The organism is Longimicrobium terrae, assembly GCF_014202995.1.
Lineage (GTDB): Bacteria > Gemmatimonadota > Gemmatimonadetes > Longimicrobiales > Longimicrobiaceae > Longimicrobium > Longimicrobium terrae.
Map to the genome: position 1 here is coordinate 17,941 of NZ_JACHIA010000035.1, position 17,669 is coordinate 35,609.

Below are 17,669 nucleotides of genomic sequence, written 5' to 3' on the forward strand. Positions count from 1 at the left end.
TTCTCTCCCGCCACGCGCAAGAAAACGGGACGCCGCAGCCAATGCCACGCCGTCCCGAGATCCACTCCAACGGAAAGAACCGTTACAGTTCTCCGGACAGCAGCGTCTCGGTCTGAAGACCACCCACGTGCTGCACGCTGGGACGAACGAACGGCTGGCGCGCGGAAGGCGCTGGCGCCGGAACGGCCGGCGTGGCCGAATCCTGGTTGATGCCGGGCTGGGACATGGTATGCCTCAAGTGTAGGAGTGAGGGCGACTTGGATGGATCGCGACGGCCGCATCGGCGGCCGCGCGTCGCCTGGCGGGCGGGCGTGGATCCATGGGTCGGGTAGCTGCTGCGGTCCTGCGGAACTCCGGCAGCGCGGGAATCAGCAGCAGAACGTATGCCGCGATTGCACGCGGCCCCCGGACGACGGCTGGTTCGGCACCCGTCGGCACGCATTCCGCCATCGGCGGCACGCTCCGGCCCGTCGGGCCTGCCGCGCGGGTGCGGACATTTCCCGCCTGCCCGGAATCAGCCGGCGCGGGGGAGGAAATCGGCCTCGGCATCGGCGGGAAGGGAAAGGTCCTCCGGGTCGCAGAGCGGGCGCCAGCGGTCCAGCAGCGTCCGCGCGGCACCCTGGCGCACGGCGGCGTCCACGGCGGGCTGCTCGGGGCTTCCTTTCAGATCGCGACACAGGGGAAAACGGCCAGTGTGCGGCGTGCCGGACGGAAGAGGACCCGCGACGGCGGCTTCGATCAGTTCCGCCGTCATCTCCAGCCACAGCCGGTACAATCCGTCGCGCAGCGCGGCTTCCGTTTCCGCTCCGCCTACGTCCACCAGCCGGCGCCGCAGCATGGGGCCGGTGTCGATCCCCGCGTCCACCCGGAACGCCGTGGCGCCGAGCGGGACGCCGCGCAGCAGCGAATTGCCGACCGGGCTGCCGCCGCGGATCCACGGGAGCAGGCCCGGATGCACGTTCACCACGCCTTCCGCGGGGATGGCGAGGACGTGTGGCTTCACCAGCCCGCATCGCGCCAGCACGAGCACGTCCGGCCGCAGCCGCCGCAGAGCGCGCGCGGTCCCGCCCCCGTTCAGCGTGCGGGTGACGACCAGCCGTTCCGCCGCGCCGCGCACATCGGCCCTCCGTTGCCGCCGCATCCAGCGCACGAGAACCATCGCCGACGTGCGCAGGCGCAGGAGGATGGACGCGGACGCGCCTGCGCGGCTCAGGCGGGAATCGTACAGGACCACGCCCTGCACCCGGGTTCCGCGGCGGACGAGCAGCGCGAGCAGATCGTCCAGAAACGATCCGCCGGGCGACAGGATCACGACACGGCGCGTCATCTGGTCATCGTACCGGGGAGTTTGTCGGGCGAGGGGTGCGCATTTCACGTCCCTGGCGCAAACAGGCCGACGAATCTACGCGCATCGGGCGTCCATGAAAGAGCGCGTCCGGCCGGCTCCATGGCGGAGGCCAACGTTCTCGGACACAGACGAGCGTCGCGGGGTGGATGGGGTGACGCAGACGGCACCATCCAGTACCCGACCGGACTGCTCGCTGGTGCGATGGACAATCGCCATCCCGCATCCTCGTCCGCGAACCCCGCCGACCACATGGCCGAGGGCACGCGCGGAAGGTAGATTTGACCACTTCCCGTCGCATTTCCCCGCACCGCCCGCTGATTGAGATGCATGCCTTTTTCCGCGCGTTGGGAACGGCCGCGGCCGCGTCGCTCGCGGCCGGCGCCGTGACCGCGCAAATGCCGCTCTACCAATCGGATGAGTTTACGGTAACCGACTCGTCCGTGCAGCAGGGGCGATGGGTGGCCGTGGCGCGCTCGCGGGATACGCTGGTGTCCACGTATCCGCGCGCCGGGCGGGAGATGCACTTTCGATTCAGCCTGAACGGGGCGGATAACGAGTTTCCGTCCGGGACGGAGCACACGCTGTACATCCGTCCCACGGATGGCCGCATCGAATCGCCGCTGTACGTATTCGGACAGGAGCAGCCCCCGTTCATCCCCACGCCGGAAGCGGTCTCCACCAGCGAGGAGGGCATCGCAAGCGTCACCATCCGCCTGGATCTGCGCGCGGTGATGCATGAGTTCGCGCGGACGGGCACGTACACGCCGCCGCAGGGACCGCCCATCCGCCGTGCGGACTTCCACGCGGTATACGCCATCGGTGACGTGGAGCCGCTGAGCTGGGACGCCGGCGCGCTGCGCCCGCAATCCGCCGCACGCCTCACGGATCCCGACGGGGACGGCATCTTTACGCTGACGCTGCCGATCGAGGCGCGGTACACGCGGCCGCTGGCGACGCCGGGCCAGGCGGTCTGGACGCGCACGGCGGACCTGTCCGCCTATCCGCAACTCCGCTCGCCGCAGCGCCTTGTGGATGCACTCCACCGGATGTCGCTGGAGGAACTGGGCCAGTTGGTTCGCGAAGACGGCGCGCTCGCCGCTGGCGCCAAGTGGCCGGGCGTGTGGACGCGCGACGTATCGTACGCGTCGGTGCTGTCGCTGGCCATCGTGGCGCCCGACGCGGTGCGCCGCAGCCTGCTGGCCAAGGTGGATTCCGCCGGCCGCATCATCCAGGACACGGGCACGGGCGGTTCGTGGCCGGTGTCCACGGACCGCGTGACATGGGCGCTGGCCGCGTGGGAACTGTATGCGGTTACGGGAGATCGCGAGTGGCTGCGCACCGCGTACGACGTCATCCGCCGCTCCGCGGAGGCGGACCTGCACGCCGCGCGCGACCACGAAACCGGGCTGGTGACCGGCGAATCGTCGTTCACCGACTGGCGGGAGCAGAGTTACCCGCGCTGGATGCAGCCGGGTGACATCGCCCAGTCCGCGGCCGCGGGCACCAACGTCGTCCATTACGCCACGTGGCGGATTCTGGCTGACATGGCCGCCGCGCTGGGCGAGCCCGGCGCCCGGTGGTCCGCCGCCGCCGACAGCCTGCGCACGGCCATCAACACGCACCTGTGGGACGCGGACGCCGGCGTGTACTCCACCTTCCGCTACGGCCGCACCTTTCCCGTCCTCGCCCGGCGCTCCGACGCGCTGGCGGAGGCGCTGAGCATCATCTACGGCGTGGCGAACGGCGAGCGGCGCGCCAGAATCTCTGCCCGTACGCCCGTTGTCGCCTTTGGTGCGCCGGTGTTCTGGCCATACATCCCCGAAATCCCGTCCTACCACAACGGCGCGCTCTGGCCGTTCGTGAACGCCTACTGGCTGTGGGCGGCGGCGGAGGCCGGCAACACCGCCGCGGTGGAGCATGGGCTGGCATCGGTATACCGGCCCGCCGCGCTCTTTCTGACCAACAAGGAGAACATGGTGGCCAGCACCGGCCACTTCGACGGGACGGAGTTGAATTCCGACCGCCAGCTGTGGAGCGTGGCGGGCAATCTGGCCGCCAGCTACCGCGTGCTCTTCGGGATGCGCTTTCAGCCGGACCGCCTGGTGTTTCGCCCCATGGTGCCGCCGGGGTACGCGGGCGAACGCACGCTTTCCAACCTGCGCTACCGGAACGCGACACTGACGGTCACCGTGCGCGGATTCGGGGACGGGGTCGCGGAGGTTCGGGTGGATGGACGGACCGCCGTGACCGCGGAGGTGCCCGCGGAGCTTTCGGGCGCGCACACGGTGGAGATCCGGATGAACGGGCGCTGGCCGGAGGGGCGCATCCACAGGGTGGACAATCACTTCTCCCCCGCGGCGCCGCTTTTGGCGATGCGCGGGAGCACGCTGGGATGGGACGCGGTTCCGGGCGCGGCGGAGTATCGCGTCTACCGGAACGGGCAGACGATCGCGACCACGCGTGAGACCAGCATTCGCCCGGCGCCGTGGGCCGGGTTCGCGGAGTACCAGGTGATGGCGGTGGATTCCGCCGGCGCCGAATCGTTTCTGAGCGAGCCGGTCCGCGCCGGGGGCACCGGCGTGGTCGCCCGTCCCCAGGATGTGCCGCTGGAGACGGAGCACGTCGGGTTCACCGGGGCGGGATACGTGCGCCTGACGCGCGAAGGCAACACGCGCGTCAGCGTCCCCGTGACGGTCGCGTGTGGCGGGATGTACGTGGTGGATGCACGCTACGCGAACGGGAGCGGGCCCATCAACACCGACGCCAGGGCCGCCATCCGCACGCTGCTGGTGGACGGGCGCGAGGCGGGCGTGCTGGTGATGCCGCAGCGGGGCACAAACCGCTGGTCGGATTGGGGATACGGGACCTCGCTGCGCGTTCGCCTCGCCCCGGGCGCGCACACGCTGACGCTCGCGTTCACGCCGCTGGACGAGAACATGGACCGCCACGTCAACACCGCGCTGCTGGATCACCTGCGCCTCACGCTGATCGAACCAGACGCGTCCTGCCGGTAGCGGAGTTCCTTGAGCGAATAGATCCGCCGCTCGAAGTGCGGGAAGCCCCGACACGGCGCTACACGCGCGCCGTTCGGGGCTTCAACTGCTTCAGGAGCGGCGATGTCGGAAAGTGGCTGGGCTGGCAGCCGGGCCATGTGAGCGGCAATCTGCACACTCGATGTCGTGTTCAGATTCACAGGCCCTCTCCCGCTTCATCCCCAGTTAAACGCTAGAACATTCCTGCGATATGAAACTCTGGACAGCGGGTGGAATCCCGTTTACAATATGGACACCTCAAGACGGACAGAGGGGAGTTTGACACACAGCAGGTGAAACGAAAGGAGAGCCCCATGCGACGTCCTCTCGCCACCCGAGTCACAGCCCGGCACCGCGCGGAGATCGCGATTGTGAAGCGGAAAATCCGGATGCGATGAAGCCTCCATCCAACAAGGATGAAGGCTCCGGTCCGGCCACTGAATCGTGCGGCGTTCTTCAATCCATGCGGCCGCTGCTGGGAACGGGCTGCACGGAGCCCTGAATGCCGAGCGCCTCGTGCTCGTCGGCATCCATCAGCCCCGCCGCGTCCACGGCGTCACCCGCGTCGTGCACCAGCAGCACGGCCGCGGCGGCGATCACCATGCAGACGCCGCCGGCCATCACCATGTAGAGCGACGCGTTGGGGTTGTCGGCGCCGAACACCGAGCGAATCAGCGGGCCGAACGCCAGCGACGCCAGGATCTCGGGGATGACGATGAAGAAGTTGAACACGCCCATGTACACGCCCATCCGCTCCGACGGAATGGCGGTGGACAGGATGGCGAACGGCATGGACAGGATGGAGGCCCAGGCGATCCCCACGCCCACCATCGTCAGCAGCAGCAGGTACTTGTCGTGGATGGCCCACACGCTCAGCAGCCCGGCCGCGCCGCACAGCAGCGCCAGGGCGTGCGTCAGCTTGCGGCTGGTGGCCCGGGCCAGCACGGGCAGGGCGAACGCGACGGCGAAGCAGGTGACGGAGTAGAAGGCGAACGCCAGCCCGCCCCACTCCACGCCGCGCGTGTACAGTTCCGACTTGGGATCGGTGGCGCCGAACACGTGACGCGCCACCGTGGGCACAAAGAACATCCACATGCAGAACAGGCCCAGCCAGGTAAAGAACTGAACTACGGCAAGCTGCTTCATGGTGGCCGGCATCTCGCGCACGGCCGAACCGATTTCGCCGAACAGCGCGCCCACGCCGCCGCGGCTCCGCTTCTCGTGCTCGAACGCGGCGAGGTCCTCCGGCGGGTGCTCGGTGGTGGTGAACACCGTCCACAGCACGGCCAGCAGAAACACGCAGGCGCCGATCTGGAACGAGTACTTCACCGAGAGCGGAATTCCGCTCGCGGTGGCGCCGGTCACGCCCATCCAGCTCAGGATGAGCGGGAGCGCGTTGGCCAGGCTGGCGCCCACGCCGATGAAGAACGACTGCATCACGAAGCCGGCCGTCCGCTGACTCAGGTCCAGCTTGTCGGCCACGAACGCGCGGAACGGCTCCATGCTGATGTTGATGGAGGCGTCCAGAATCCACAGCAGCGTCGCCGCCATCCACAGCGAGGTGGAAGTGGGCATGAAGAACAGCGCGATGGAAGCCAGGATGGCGCCGGTGAGAAAGTACGGGCGGCGGCGTCCCAGCGGGCCCCAGGTGCGGTCGCTGAGCGCACCGATGATGGGCTGCACCAGCAGCCCGGTGACCGGCGCCGCCAGCCACAGCAGCGGCACCTCGTCCGGACGCGCGCCCAGCTTCTCGTACACGGCCGACATGTTGGCGAGCTGCAGCCCCCAGCCGAACTGAATGCCGAGAAAGCCGAAGCTCATGTTGAACATCTGCACCGGGTTCAGGCGCGGTTTTCTGGTCACGGCGGGTTCAGGCGTTGGATGAGGAGAGCGGCGCCGCCGGAGGCCGTCCGGCGGCGGCACGGTTCGCGGTGCGTCAGCGGCCGGGCGTAAGGTCGAGGATGTGGCTGGACATGGGCGCGAGCGTGGGGACCGGGATCCACCCACGGATGCGGCCGTCCGCGCCCACCCGCAGCGCCGCCGCGGTCGCTCCCCCGAGAAGCGTCGCGGGGGCGTAGCGGCCGGCGGGGAGCACGCGGTCCGCCGAGGAGATCGTCACGCCCGCGGCGGGTGTAGCGCCCAGGTTGACGAGGACCAGCGCCACGCGCGCGCCGTCGCGGCGCAGGTAGGCGGCCACCGCGTCCGTGCTGGCGGTGAGAGGAACCAGTTCGCCCGCGCCCAATGCCAGACTCGAGGTGCGCAGGTGCACCAGCGCGCGGTAGTGGTTCAGCAGCGAGGCGGCGTCGGCGTCCTGCACCTGCACGTTGGCGGTCAGCGAATCCGGCTGCAGCGGCTCCCACGGCAGCCCGCGGGTGAAGCCGGCGCTGGGGCCGGTGGTCCACTGCATGGGCGTGCGCAGGCGCGGGTCCGGCTTGTCGCCGGTGATCCCGATCTCCTCGCCGTAGTACATGAACGGGATGCCCGGCATGGTGAGCATGAGCGTGGCGGCCACGCGTCCCTTGGCGAAGTCGCCGCGCAGGTCCGTCATGGCCCGCGTCTGGTCGTGGTTGCGCAGAAAGGGCGAAAAACGCTGCGCCGGAATGTCGCGCTGCAGCCGCATGATGGCGGGAAAGAGCGCCCGCGCCGATCCGCTCCGCGCGGCGTTGATCAGCGCGTCCGCGGCGTCAAAGGCAAAGTGCGAGTCCAACTGGTCGGGATAGTACGCGGGGAGCGAGCCCGTGCTGTCCATCACCTCGCCGACGGTAAAGGAGTTGGGCGCCACCTGCCGCACGTACGCGGCGAATTCGCGCAGCACGGGGTGCACGCTGGGCGCGTTCTTCATCACCGGGCCATCCTCGGTCAGGTGCGCCACGGCGTCCAGGCGGAAACCATCCACCCCCATGTCCTGCAGCCAGTAGCGCGCGATGTTCTGCGCTTCGCGCCGCACGGCCGGGTTGCGGTAGTCCAGGTCCGGCATCTCACGGACGAACAGGCCGAAGTAGTACTCGTCGCGGTTGTACGAGCGATGCCAGATCTCCTGCCCCCAAGGCCCGCGGCCTTCCGGCTTCGTCGGCGAAAGGCCGTACCACAACCGGTACGGGGAGTTGGGGTCGATGAGCGCCTGCTTGAAATACGGGTGGTCGCTGGAGCTGTGGTTCAGCACCAGGTCCACCAGAACGCGGATGCCGCGGCGGTGCGCCTCGGCCACGAGCCGCTTGAAGTCGTCGTTGGTGCCGTAATCGCGCTCCACCCGGTAGTAGTCCACCACGTCGTAGCCGTGGTAGCTGGGCGATTCCGCGATGGGCATCAGCCAGATGCAGTTGGCGCCCAGGTCGCGGCGCGACGCGGCGTCGCCGTCGTTGATGTAGTCCAGCTTTTCCGTCAGCCCGTTCAGGTCGCCGATGCCGTCGCCGTCGCTGTCGTAGAAGGAGCGGACGAACACCTCGTAGCAGACCGTGTTGTGGCTCCACCACGGGCGCTGCGCCGCCTGTGTGTGCGCGGCGGCGGGGACGCCCGCGAGCAGGGCGGCGAATACGGCGGCGGTACGCTTCATCAGGTTCCTCACGGGGTGGCGCGGCGCGGATGGCGCCGGTGAAAGTCGTTGCGGGGCCGGCATCTATCGGGACGGACCGGCGGACGGGCGGGCGAAGAGCCAGCGGTACGCGGCGGGAAACTCGCGGCGCCAGAACCACTCCGCGTGCTCGCCGTCCGCGCGCAGCCCGGCGTACACGTCCGCGGCGGGGAAGCCGGCGGCGGCCAGCGAGTCCGCCATGCGCCGGTGGTCGTTCGCGTAGATGAGCGGCGTGTCGCCTTCGCGCTCGCCGGTGACCATGTAGATGCGCGGCTTCGGGCCGGGCGCGGCGCGCGGAAGGGCGTAGATCTGCGGCGCGAACCAGAACGCGGGGGAAAACACGCCCGCGCGGCCGAACACCTCCGGATGGCGCAGCGCGGCGTACAGGGAGATGAGCCCGCCCATGCTGGAGCCCATCACGCCCGTATTCTCGCGCTCCGGCCGTGTTCGATAGTGGCTGTCGATGAACGGCTTGAGCGTCGAGGCGAGAAAGTCCGCGTACGCCTCCCCTTCTCCGCCGCCGTACCGCGTGTTGCGCCACGGAGAGTACTCGTCCAGCCGCCGCGCGCCGCCGTTGTCCACGCCCACCACGATGACGCCGGGATCGCCCGCGGCGCGCAGGCTGTCGAGCGCCTCGTCCACGCCCCACTCGCCCGCGAAGCTGGTGGCCGCGTCGAACAGGTTCTGCCCGTCGTGCATGTACAGGACGGGAAAGGAATCCGTCGAGGAGGCGTAGTCCGGCGGCAGGTAGATCCACACCCGCCGCGTGCGCCCCAGTTGCGGGATGGCGAACGCCGTGTTGAGCACGGAGACGGAGCGCGACGCGGTGGAGCGGCGCGGTGCGCGCGTGGCCGGGTTCACCCAGGCGGCGACCGCGCCGGTGTACGTCGCCGCGCCCGTGGCGGGAACGGTGAAGGTACGGTTGGGCGCGTCGCCGCCGGCGCTGTCCGCCTCGGCTGCGTCCCACGAGCCGCGCGTGAACTTGAACGAGACCGGCCCGCGCACCTCGTCCGGGAGCGTGAGCGTGAGCGTGTACGCGCCCTCCGCCGCGTGCAGCCGGTACGCGGGCGCGGCGGGGTTCCATCCGTTGAAGCTCCCTGCCACATACACCGGCGCATCCGCCGGCGTCGTCGCGGGAACCGCGACCCGCAGCGTCAGCTGCGCGCTCGCGGGAGCGGCGGCCAGCAGCAGCGCCGCGGCCGCGATCCGCGCGGCGGACCCGCTTCCCTTCATCCCCAGTGCCCTCAGCGGACGGCGCGGATGCGGACGGCTTGGCCGCCGCCGGGGGCCAGCAGCATGCTCAGCGTGGTCGCCGAGGTCACGTCCTGGCGGCGGATGGCGACGGGGAGCGGATTGTCGCGCCAGTTGGCGTCCGGGCCGTCGGCGTAGATCTCCGCCACGTACCGCTGTCCGGGGGTGAGGAAGCTGAGCGGAATGGCGAAGTTGCGCCCTTCCTCGTCCGTGATGGCGCCCAGGAACCAGTCTTCCGCGCCGCGCTGCTTGCGCGCGACGACCACGTAATCGCCCACGCGGCCCTCCAGCACGCGCGTGGTGTCCCAGTCCACCGCCACGTCGCGGATGAACTGAAAGGCGGGCTGCCCGGCGTAGTTTTCCGGCAGGTCCGCCGCCATCTGCATGGGCGAGTACAGGACGACGTACAGCGCCAGCTGCTTGGCCAGCGTGGTGCGCGGGCGCGCCTCGTCCGGGCGGCGCGGCGTGCCGGTGGGGCGCTGGATGAGCAGGTCGAAGATGCCGGGGGTAAAGTCCATGGGCCCGGCCAGCATGCGCGTAAAGAACAGGATGGTTTCGTGCTCCGGCGGGTTGCCGCCTTCCCCGCCCCACGCGTTGTACTCCATGCCGCGCGAGCCTTCGCGCGACAGGTAATTGGGCCAGGTGCGGCGCTCGCCGGTGTCCTTGATGGGCTCGTGCACGTCCAGCATGATGCCGTAGCGCGCGGCGGTTTCCATCACCCGGCGGTGGTGGCGCACCATGTACTGGCCTTGGTGCGCGTGCCCTTCTTCCGTGCGGTCACCCACGTATCCAGTCTTGACCGCGCGCACGCCGACGCGGCTGTACAGCGCCATGGCGGAGTCCAGCTGCCGCTCATAGTTGCCGATCTTGGTGGCCGTTTCGTGGTGGCCGATGAGCGTGAGCCCGCGCTCCCGCGCGTATGCCGCCAAGCCGGGAAGGTCGAAGTCCGGATACGGCTGCGTGAACGAGAAGGTGGCCTGCATGGTGTTGAACCAGTCCTCGTCCCACCCCAGGTTCCACCCCTCCACCAGCGTACCGCCCAGCCCGTTGGCCGCGGCAAAGTCCAGGTACTGCCGCGTGTTCGCCGTCGTCGCGCCGTGGATGGGTCCCTGCCCCCACGTTTGCGTGTTGACGTGCATCCCCCACCAGATGCCGTTGTACTTCATCGGCGTGATCCACCGCGTGTCGGCGATGCGGCTGGGCGGGTTGAGCTTGAGGGTGAGGACGGAGGGGGCCAGGTCTTCCGGCCGGTCCGCCAACTGGATGGTGCGCCACGGGGTGACGAACGGCGCCCGGCCGCGCACCGCCACGCCGTCCGCCCAGCGGGCCAGCGTGCTGCGGAGCGTGCGGTCGCCGGTGCGCGCCAGGTACATGCCGGCGTAGTCCACCAGGTTGGCTTCGTGGATGACGACCTGCACGCCGTTGCTCATCTGCAGCGTCAGCGGCGTCTGCACGCTGTCCAGCCGGCTGACGGGGCCGGAGGAGTACAGGATCTCCTGCCGGTCCGGCTCGGGGCGGTTGGAGGGGATCCACCATGCGCGCGCGTTGTCGGCAAGGGCGAACTCGGTGAGCTCCTCCATCATCTCGAAGTCCGCGAAGCCCGGGCTTTCCGCCACCTCGTAGCGAAAGGCGACGCCGTCCTCGAAGGCACGGAAGACGACCGCGAAGCGGCGGTTGGGCGCGCGGTCCTCGGCCACGTTCACGCGCAGTTCGTTGTGGCGGTCGCGCACGCGCGCCACCTCGCCCCAGGGCTGCGTCCACGTCTGGTCCGCGGAATCGCGCGCGCTGCCGGCAATGCGCAGCCCGGCGCGCAGCGAATCCGCGCCGCGAAAGGCGAAGCCCAGGCGCGACGCGTTCAGCACCGGCTGTCCGTCGCGGCGCACGCCATAGTACAGCCCGCCGTCGCGCACCATGACGGAGATCTCGTTGCGCCCGTCCGGCGACCGCACCCGCAGCGTGTCCTGCGCCTGCGCGGCGGACGCGCACACCATCGCCGAAGCCGCCAGCGCGCGGGCCAGCAAGCGCACCCTTCCGTACATCCGCATTCTCCTCGATCCGTGTCGTAAGCCGGCGCCCGCTGGCGCCGGTCAATCAACCGTCGTCCCGAGGGACGACAAAACGCGCCGCGGTCAGCGCTCCGAACCATCCGTCACCCCGGGAACGGCGGACGCATCCGCGGCTCGTGCGGATGACGCCTCACCCAGGAGCGGAGGGACGCTCCGAGATGGGTCCGAAAACCGTCCGTCGCGCCCGACGCGGCGGGACGCGCGAAGCTGGCGCCTGAAAGCCATCCGCCGGCTGGGGACGGCGGGCGCGTCCGCGGGTTGCCGCCACGCGTGAGGGATTCGCGCCCGTAGGGCCGAGAACCCGGTTCGCGCGTGCATCGAACCCGCTCCACAAACTCAACCATGGCGCGAACCGGGGGCTCGGCGCCGTTGGCAACAGCTGTATCGTTGCCTACGGCGCGCGAAGCCCGACCCGGAGCGCAGCGGAGGGGCACGCCCAGGGAAGTGCGTGAGTGCTGGGTGCGTGAGTGCGTGAACAGCAGTGCTCAGTGCCCGGTGCTCAGGGTCCAGTCCGGCGATTCGTCACCACTCACAAAAGGAGACGCGGGGCGGTCAGACCCCGCGTCCCGATCGCGCTCTCCCGGGACATCCCCGGAGAGCGCGGGACAACCGTCAGTACCCGGGGTTCTGCTTGAGCAGCGGGTTGGCCAGCAGCTCCGAAGACGGAATGGGATACAGGTTCAGGAACGCCGCCGTGGTGCGCCCCGCCTGCGTGCCGCCCTTCCACGTCCACACGCCGTTTTCAGTGAACTGGTTATATCGCACCAGGTCCGTGCGGCGGTGCGCCTCCCAGAACAGCTCGCGCGCCCGCTCGTCCAGAATGAAGCCCAGCGTGAGCTGCGCGTCGGCGATGTTGCCCGCCGCGCTGCCGTACGCGCGCTGCCGCAGCGCGTTCACGTAGGTGAGCGCCTGCCCGCGGGTGCCGCCGCCGCCGCGCAGCACCGCCTCGGCGTACATCAGGTACGCGTCGGCCAGGCGGAACATGGGAAAGTCCGTGTCCGGAAAGCTGGCGCTGGCGCCCGGCGCGCCGGACGACGTCACGTTGCGGTACTTGGGCGCGCCCGGCCCCTGCGTGAAGTTGCTCAGGTCGGCGATGGCCATGGAGTCCTGGCCGCGCGTAAAGAAGACGCGCGAACGCCGGTCCGGCCCGCCGCTGCCGCCGGGGAACAGGCGGAACAGCTCCGGACGCGCGCGCAGGCCGCCCCACCCGCCGTCCACGCCGTAGTCCGCCGCGTTCATGGCGCCGCCGATGGAGGCGTGCACCAGAAAGGTCATGCCGCCCCACGTGCGGGTGCTCTGCCCGTCGAACGGCACCGGAAAAATCATCTCCGGCGACGTGTGGTTGTCCGCCAGAAAGAGGTGCTGGTAGCTGGGGTCCAGCTGGTACGCGTTGCTGGTGATGACGGCCTCGGCGGCCGCGCGCGCCTCGGCGTAGCGCGGGGTGCCGGTGTACACTGCGGCGTTCAGGTACACCTTGGCCAGCAGCATCTGCAGCGCACCCTGGTCCGCCCGGCCGTACTGCGCCTCGCCCACGGTCGGAAGGTCGCCCTTGATCTCGTTCAGCTCGGCGACGATGAAGTCGAAGATCTCCTGCCGCGTGTTCTGCGCGGGGGGCTCCACCCCGGTGCGGTCCTCGCGCACCAGCGGAATGGGGCCGTACAGGTCCATGCCGTGCCAGTAGCTGAGCGCGCGCAGAAAGCGCGCTTCGGCGCGGTACTGCTTCACCAGCGTGCGCAGCTCCGGGCTGGCGTTGCGCGACGCCAGCTTGGCGTCCGACGCTTCGCGCAGGAACTCGTTGGCCAGCGCCACCTGAAAGAAGATGCGGTAGTACAGCGCCGTGGTGAACTGGTTGGCCGGCCCCCACTGCTGCCGGTTCAGTTCGGGGAGCCCCGCGTCGCCCCACCCCACCACCGCCTCGTCCGTGGGCAGCTCCTCCAGTTGCCACAGCTGGCGGACGTACTGCGAGAATCCCTCGTCCACCCCGGCCACGTCGCCGGCGCCGTCAGGCCCCTGCTGCCCGGTGACGGACAGGCCCGCGTACAGCTTGGCCAGAAAGGCCTGGTACGCGCCGGGGTCGTTGAAGACGGTGCCGCCGCTGACGGTGCTCACCGGTTCCGTGGTGATGTCGGTGCAGCCCGCCGCGCCCAGGAGCAGGCCGGCCGCCACCGCGAGCACTCTGCATGACTTGCTGTTCATGGCTGTTCCTTCTCGTCCGTGTAGAAGTGCCCGCTCAGAACCCGAGGCTCACGCCGGCCGAAAAGGTCCGGGAGCGCGGGTAGATGTTGTTGTCGATGCCGTTGAGCCCCGCCGTGGGGTCCACGCCGCTGTAGCCGGTGACGGTAAAGGCGTTCTGCACGGTGCCGTACACGCGCGCCCGCTGCACCCCGCGCACGACGGGGAGCGTCCAGCCCAGCGTGACGTTGTCCATGCGCAGGAACGACGCGTCTTCCACGTACACGTCCGAAAAGAACTGCGGCGCCATGAAGCCGTATTCCAGCACCGAGGCGTGCAGGTTGGTGAGGCCGCCCGCGTTCTTGAGGGCGTTGTAGTAGCCCTGGTTGCTCGCCTGGTTGTTGTAGACGTAGTTGCCCAGGTTGGCGCGCAGGGTAAAGCTCAGGTCCAGGCTGCGGAAGCCGAACTGCGAGGTGTGGCCGAACAGCCACTCCGGGGCCGGGCTGCGGAAGGCGGCGCGGTCGTCCTGCGTGATCTTGCCGTCCTCGTTGCGGTCCTGGTACAGGTCCAGGTCGTCCAGCGTGCCGTCGCCGTTGACGTCGGAGTAGACCGGCCGGCCGCGGCTGTCGCGGTTGTGGTGGTAGACAAAGAACGAGTTGATCGGGTTGCCCGGCTGCAGCACCTGGATGCGGCTGCCCTGCCCGCCCGCGATGTCGCCCACCTCGATGGTCTGCGATCCGGAGCCCGCGTTCACCCGCAGCAGCTCGTTGTGGTTGCGCGCCGCGTTGAAGCTGGCGTCGTAGCGGAAGCCGTCGCGGCCGCCGTCCAGCACGCGGGCATTGATGCTGAACTCCACGCCCTGGTTGCGCACGCTGCCCACGTTGGTGGTTACGAAGTTGGACACGTAGGTGCCCGCCGCCACCGGGACGCGGAAGATCAGGTCGTCCGTGTCCTTGTGGTAGTATTCCACCGCGCCGGTCAGGCGGTCGTTGAACAGGCCGTAGTCAAGGCCCAGGTTGTACGAGGTCGTTTCTTCCCACTTGATGTCGGGGTCCACCGCCGTGGGGCGGATGGTGGTGACGAACTCGTTGCCGAACTGCACCCGGGTAAAGGCGTCGCCGTAGCGGTAGTCGGGCACCCACAGGTAGTCGCCGATGGCCTGGTTGCCGTTCACGCCCCACGAGCCGCGCAGCTTGAGGTCCGACACCCACTCCACGTTGTCCATGAAGCCCTCGTCCGACACGCGCCAGGCCAGCGCCGCGGCGGGAAAGGTGCCCCACTGGTTGCCGGGCGCAAAGCGCGACGAGCCGTCGCGGCGCACGCTCAGCGTAAGCAGGTAGCGGTCGGCCAGCGTGTAGTTCACCCGGCCGAAGAACGAGGCCAGCTTGTTGTCGCGCACGCTCAGCCGCGACACCACTTCCTGGGCGGAGGGCACGCCGTTGGGGCCCAGCAGGTCGGTGCTCAGCCCGCGCGCCTGAAAGAAGGGCGACTCGGCGTGCGTGCTCTCGTACGAGTAGCCCGCCGTGGCGTCGATGTCGCTGTTCCACCGCGCGATGCGGCTGGTGTAGTTGGCGAACGCGTCGATGACGCCGGTGTTTTCGTCCGGGGTGCTGCGGCTGATCTGGCCCGTGGGGCACGGCGGATCGGACGCGCCGCGCGAGCAGGTGGTGCGGTTTTCAATCTGCGCCTGCAGCGTGCTGGGCAGGAATCCGCGGCGCTCCGACTGCGCGGCGTCGTAGCCGATGCGCAGCGTGGCTGCGATCTGCTCCAGGAAGGGAAGGCGGTACTGCGCCTCCAGGCTGCCGATGCTGCGGTACGTGGTGCCGTCGTCCAGTGCCAGCGCCAGCTCCGCCACCGGGTTGTTGGGCGCCAGCGGCAGGCTGGAGGGCTGCTCGAACCAGCCGCCCTGCGCGTTGCGGATGGGCTGCGTGGGGTCGAACACGGTGGCCGCGCCCAGCACGCCGCCGGGGGTGAACTGGTCCTTGGTGCGGGCGCCGCGCACGGTGGCGCGCACGTTGAGCCGGTTGGCGAACAGGCGGTGGTTGTAGTTCAGCGCGCCCGAAAGCCGCTCGGTGCTGCTCCCCCGCAGCACGCCTTCCTGGTCCAGGTAGCCCAGCGACAGGCGGTAGTTCATGTTGTCGCCGCTGCCGGCCACGGCGAACTGGTGCTCCTGCCCCACGCCGTTGCGCTGCACCGCGTCGCGCCAGTCGGTGCTGGTGCTCCCCAGCAGGTTCATGCGCTCCGGCGCAAACTCCTGCACCACGCCGCGGAACTGCTCGGTGCTCAGAAAGTCCGGCTCGCCCACGATGCGCGAGGTGCTGAACGAGTTGCTGTACTCGAAGTTGGCGCCCTGCGTCCCCGTCTTGGTCTCGATGATCACCACGCCGTTGGCGCCGCGCGAGCCGTAGATGGCCGTGGACGACGCGTCCTTGAGCACGGTGACGCGCGCGATGTCGTTGGGATTGATGAAGTTCAGCGGATTGCGCCCGGCGCTCAGCCCGCCGCCCGCGGCCAGCGGCACGCCGTCCACCACGAACAGGGGCTCGTTGCTGGCGTTGACGGAGGTGCCGCCGCGGATGCGGATGTTCATGCCGCCGCCGGGCTCGCCGTTGTCCACCACCTGCACGCCGGCCACCTTGGACTGAATGAGCTGCTCCGGGCTCACCACGCGGCCGGTGTTGAACTCGCCCGGCGACACGGCGGCCACCGAACCGGTCACGTCGCGCACGCGGCGCTGGCCGTAGCCCACGGCCACCACGCTCTCCAGCACCACGGCCTGGCCGGGGGTCAGGGCGATTTCCACGGTCGCGGTTCCGCCCGCGGCCACGGTCACGGACTGGGTGGCGGGGGTGTAGCTGATGCGGCTGACGCGCACGGTGTAGCTGCCCGCGGGAATGCCCGCGATGCTGAACCGCCCGTCGGGGCCGGTGGTGGCGTTGCGCGACGCCACGCTCACGCCGGCGCCGGCCAGCGGCTCCTGCGTGGCGGCGTCCACGACCCGGCCGGCGATGGTTCCTGGGGAGTTCTGCGCGCTCAGCCCCGCCGTGCCCAGCAGGGCGAAGACGAGCGCGAGAAGCAACTGACGAGCAAGAGCCATGGTGTGACCTCCAACTGCCGGTTGAACAAGAAATCCTGAGCCCGCCGCGGCGTGGCGAAGGGGCGCAGGGTGAGGGTGCCGGCGCGGAGCCGGCTGGAAAAATTCGGGCGTGGTCGGGATGGAACGGGCTCCCGCGGGGGGAGCGGATCGTGGATGGCGCCGGGGCGGCGAATCGCCCGCGGCGCCGCTCTGCGTGGGCATGTCCGCGGCGGGCGGATGCTGCGCAAGCGGCGAAAGGAGTGCATCCAGGCGGATCGCCATCTTCCGCACACTCCTTCCAGACCCATATTTGCACCAAAGTGAGGGGTGCCGGCCACAGTGTCAACGCTTTGTTTCGATTGCTTCCAAAATCACCGCGAGCACGTCACGGATGGACGTCCACACCCGCCACTTTCCCCACGGGCGCTTTCCGGATTCAACTCAGGAATCTGCTCGCCGGAACGCGAAAAACGACGGTCTTCTTGTCGCGGCGCATCACAATCCGCGTGTCAGGTGATCTGATCACCAGCATTCATGAGCGGTATCCGGGGATTGGCGTGCGAGTGCGCGAATGCGGTCTGTCGCCTTCCGAGCCCGGTGCTGGATTCGGGATTGATGATCGTCCGTGCCCGGCGTGCCGGTCCCGCTACCCTTCCTGACCGTGATCGGGGGCGCGTGAAACGGTCATCGAGAGGAGGTTCAGAGGCCCTTCGATGACGAATGCGCTCACACATTCATCTCCCTTTGCCGCCACCGTAAAAATCCGCAGTCCGAAAGGTGCCACTCGCGGTCGGCCGAGCATTCTCCAAGAGTGGCAAGCTCTGATCGGCAAAAGAATTCCGTCTTCCATCCGGCAGATCTTTCCCGGATTGTTCTTCGGTCTTCCAAACTGGGAGGTCGCCATCTACCCGGTGCCTGTAAACGGCGTGCGGTGGCGGATGAGGGAAGATGTGATGGCGGGAGCGTGATACTTCGGATGATGGCGATCGCGCGGCGGGTTCGGCCGATTCTGCACCGCGTGGCGCGTCCATCCAGCGACGGAAAGCACTGATGGGCCGGATCGGGATAGGGGGGCCGGAGTTACCCCCGGCACCCCCTCCCCCACCACCGTACGTACGGGTCCGTATACGGCGGTTCAGAAGGTTGATGGACT

At 69.3% G+C, this 17,669-nt stretch carries 10 protein-coding genes; 2 read left to right on the forward strand and 8 right to left on the reverse strand.

The features are described 5' to 3' along the window. Positions 1 to 82: 82 nt before the first annotated feature. Both HNQ61_RS27600 and HNQ61_RS27605 read right to left on the reverse strand, forming a co-directional pair. Positions 83 to 226: a hypothetical protein gene (locus HNQ61_RS27600; RefSeq protein ID WP_170032000.1), complete on the reverse strand. Its 144-nt coding sequence runs from the start codon at positions 224 to 226 to the stop codon at positions 83 to 85. A gap of 288 nt (positions 227 to 514) precedes the next feature. Further along, entirely contained in the window at positions 515 to 1,327 is an 813-nt protein-coding gene (locus HNQ61_RS27605) for a formyltransferase family protein (RefSeq protein ID WP_170032003.1), read from the reverse strand. Between the two features lie 344 nt (positions 1,328 to 1,671). Here HNQ61_RS27605 and HNQ61_RS27610 point away from each other — a divergent pair, with 344 nt between their 5' ends. Then, entirely contained in the window at positions 1,672 to 4,362 is a 2,691-nt protein-coding gene (locus HNQ61_RS27610; RefSeq protein WP_170032006.1) for an alpha-L-rhamnosidase-related protein, read from the forward strand. A gap of 474 nt (positions 4,363 to 4,836) precedes the next feature. Here HNQ61_RS27610 and HNQ61_RS27615 read toward each other — a convergent pair whose 3' ends face one another. The 6 genes from HNQ61_RS27615 to HNQ61_RS27640 all read right to left on the reverse strand — a co-directional run bounded on the left by HNQ61_RS27615 (position 4,837) and on the right by HNQ61_RS27640 (position 16,537). Next, entirely contained in the window at positions 4,837 to 6,201 is a 1,365-nt protein-coding gene (locus HNQ61_RS27615; RefSeq protein WP_170035861.1) for an MFS transporter, read from the reverse strand. 115 nt (positions 6,202 to 6,316) lie between these two features. After that, entirely contained in the window at positions 6,317 to 7,933 is a 1,617-nt protein-coding gene (locus HNQ61_RS27620; protein WP_170032008.1) for an alpha-amylase family glycosyl hydrolase, read from the reverse strand. Between the two features lie 63 nt (positions 7,934 to 7,996). Beyond that, the gene (locus HNQ61_RS27625; RefSeq protein ID WP_170032010.1) at positions 7,997 to 9,184 is read right to left on the reverse strand and encodes an alpha/beta hydrolase-fold protein; all 1,188 of its coding nucleotides are present in this window, start codon (positions 9,182 to 9,184) and stop codon (positions 7,997 to 7,999) included. A gap of 11 nt (positions 9,185 to 9,195) precedes the next feature. Beyond that, positions 9,196 to 11,241 carry a glycoside hydrolase family 97 protein gene (locus HNQ61_RS27630; RefSeq protein WP_205761183.1) on the reverse strand — a complete coding sequence of 682 codons (2,046 nt, stop codon included), beginning with the start codon at positions 11,239 to 11,241 and terminating at the stop codon, positions 9,196 to 9,198. A 639-nt stretch (positions 11,242 to 11,880) separates the two neighbouring features. Then, positions 11,881 to 13,464 carry a RagB/SusD family nutrient uptake outer membrane protein gene (locus HNQ61_RS27635; protein ID WP_170032014.1) on the reverse strand — a complete coding sequence of 528 codons (1,584 nt, stop codon included), beginning with the start codon at positions 13,462 to 13,464 and terminating at the stop codon, positions 11,881 to 11,883. A 34-nt stretch (positions 13,465 to 13,498) separates the two neighbouring features. Further along, a complete protein-coding gene (locus HNQ61_RS27640) occupies positions 13,499 to 16,537 on the reverse strand; it encodes a SusC/RagA family TonB-linked outer membrane protein (RefSeq protein WP_170032016.1) in 3,039 nt (1,012 codons plus the stop codon). Between the two features lie 692 nt (positions 16,538 to 17,229). Here HNQ61_RS27640 and HNQ61_RS27645 point away from each other — a divergent pair. Then, complete coding sequence (locus HNQ61_RS27645; RefSeq protein ID WP_170032018.1) at positions 17,230 to 17,484, forward strand: hypothetical protein; 255 nt, start codon at positions 17,230 to 17,232, stop codon at positions 17,482 to 17,484. Positions 17,485 to 17,669 lie beyond the last annotated feature (185 nt).

Excerpts from the sequence above, each read along its gene's own strand:
- HNQ61_RS27625 (WP_170032010.1), bottom strand. The coding sequence starts at position 9,184 with ATGAAGGGAAGCGGGTCCGCCGCGCGGATCGCGGCCGCGGCGCTGCTG.
- HNQ61_RS27600 (WP_170032000.1), bottom strand. The coding sequence starts at position 226 with ATGTCCCAGCCCGGCATCAACCAGGATTCGGCCACGCCGGCCGTTCCG.
- HNQ61_RS27615 (WP_170035861.1), bottom strand. The coding sequence starts at position 6,201 with ATGAGCTTCGGCTTTCTCGGCATTCAGTTCGGCTGGGGGCTGCAGCTC.
- HNQ61_RS27620 (WP_170032008.1), bottom strand. The coding sequence starts at position 7,933 with ATGAAGCGTACCGCCGCCGTATTCGCCGCCCTGCTCGCGGGCGTCCCC.
- HNQ61_RS27610 (WP_170032006.1), top strand. The coding sequence starts at position 1,672 with ATGCATGCCTTTTTCCGCGCGTTGGGAACGGCCGCGGCCGCGTCGCTC.
- HNQ61_RS27645 (WP_170032018.1), top strand. The coding sequence starts at position 17,230 with ATGACGAATGCGCTCACACATTCATCTCCCTTTGCCGCCACCGTAAAA.
- HNQ61_RS27635 (WP_170032014.1), bottom strand. The coding sequence starts at position 13,464 with ATGAACAGCAAGTCATGCAGAGTGCTCGCGGTGGCGGCCGGCCTGCTC.
- HNQ61_RS27640 (WP_170032016.1), bottom strand. The coding sequence starts at position 16,537 with ATGGCTCTTGCTCGTCAGTTGCTTCTCGCGCTCGTCTTCGCCCTGCTG.
- HNQ61_RS27630 (WP_205761183.1), bottom strand. The coding sequence starts at position 11,241 with ATGTACGGAAGGGTGCGCTTGCTGGCCCGCGCGCTGGCGGCTTCGGCG.
- HNQ61_RS27605 (WP_170032003.1), bottom strand. The coding sequence starts at position 1,327 with ATGACGCGCCGTGTCGTGATCCTGTCGCCCGGCGGATCGTTTCTGGAC.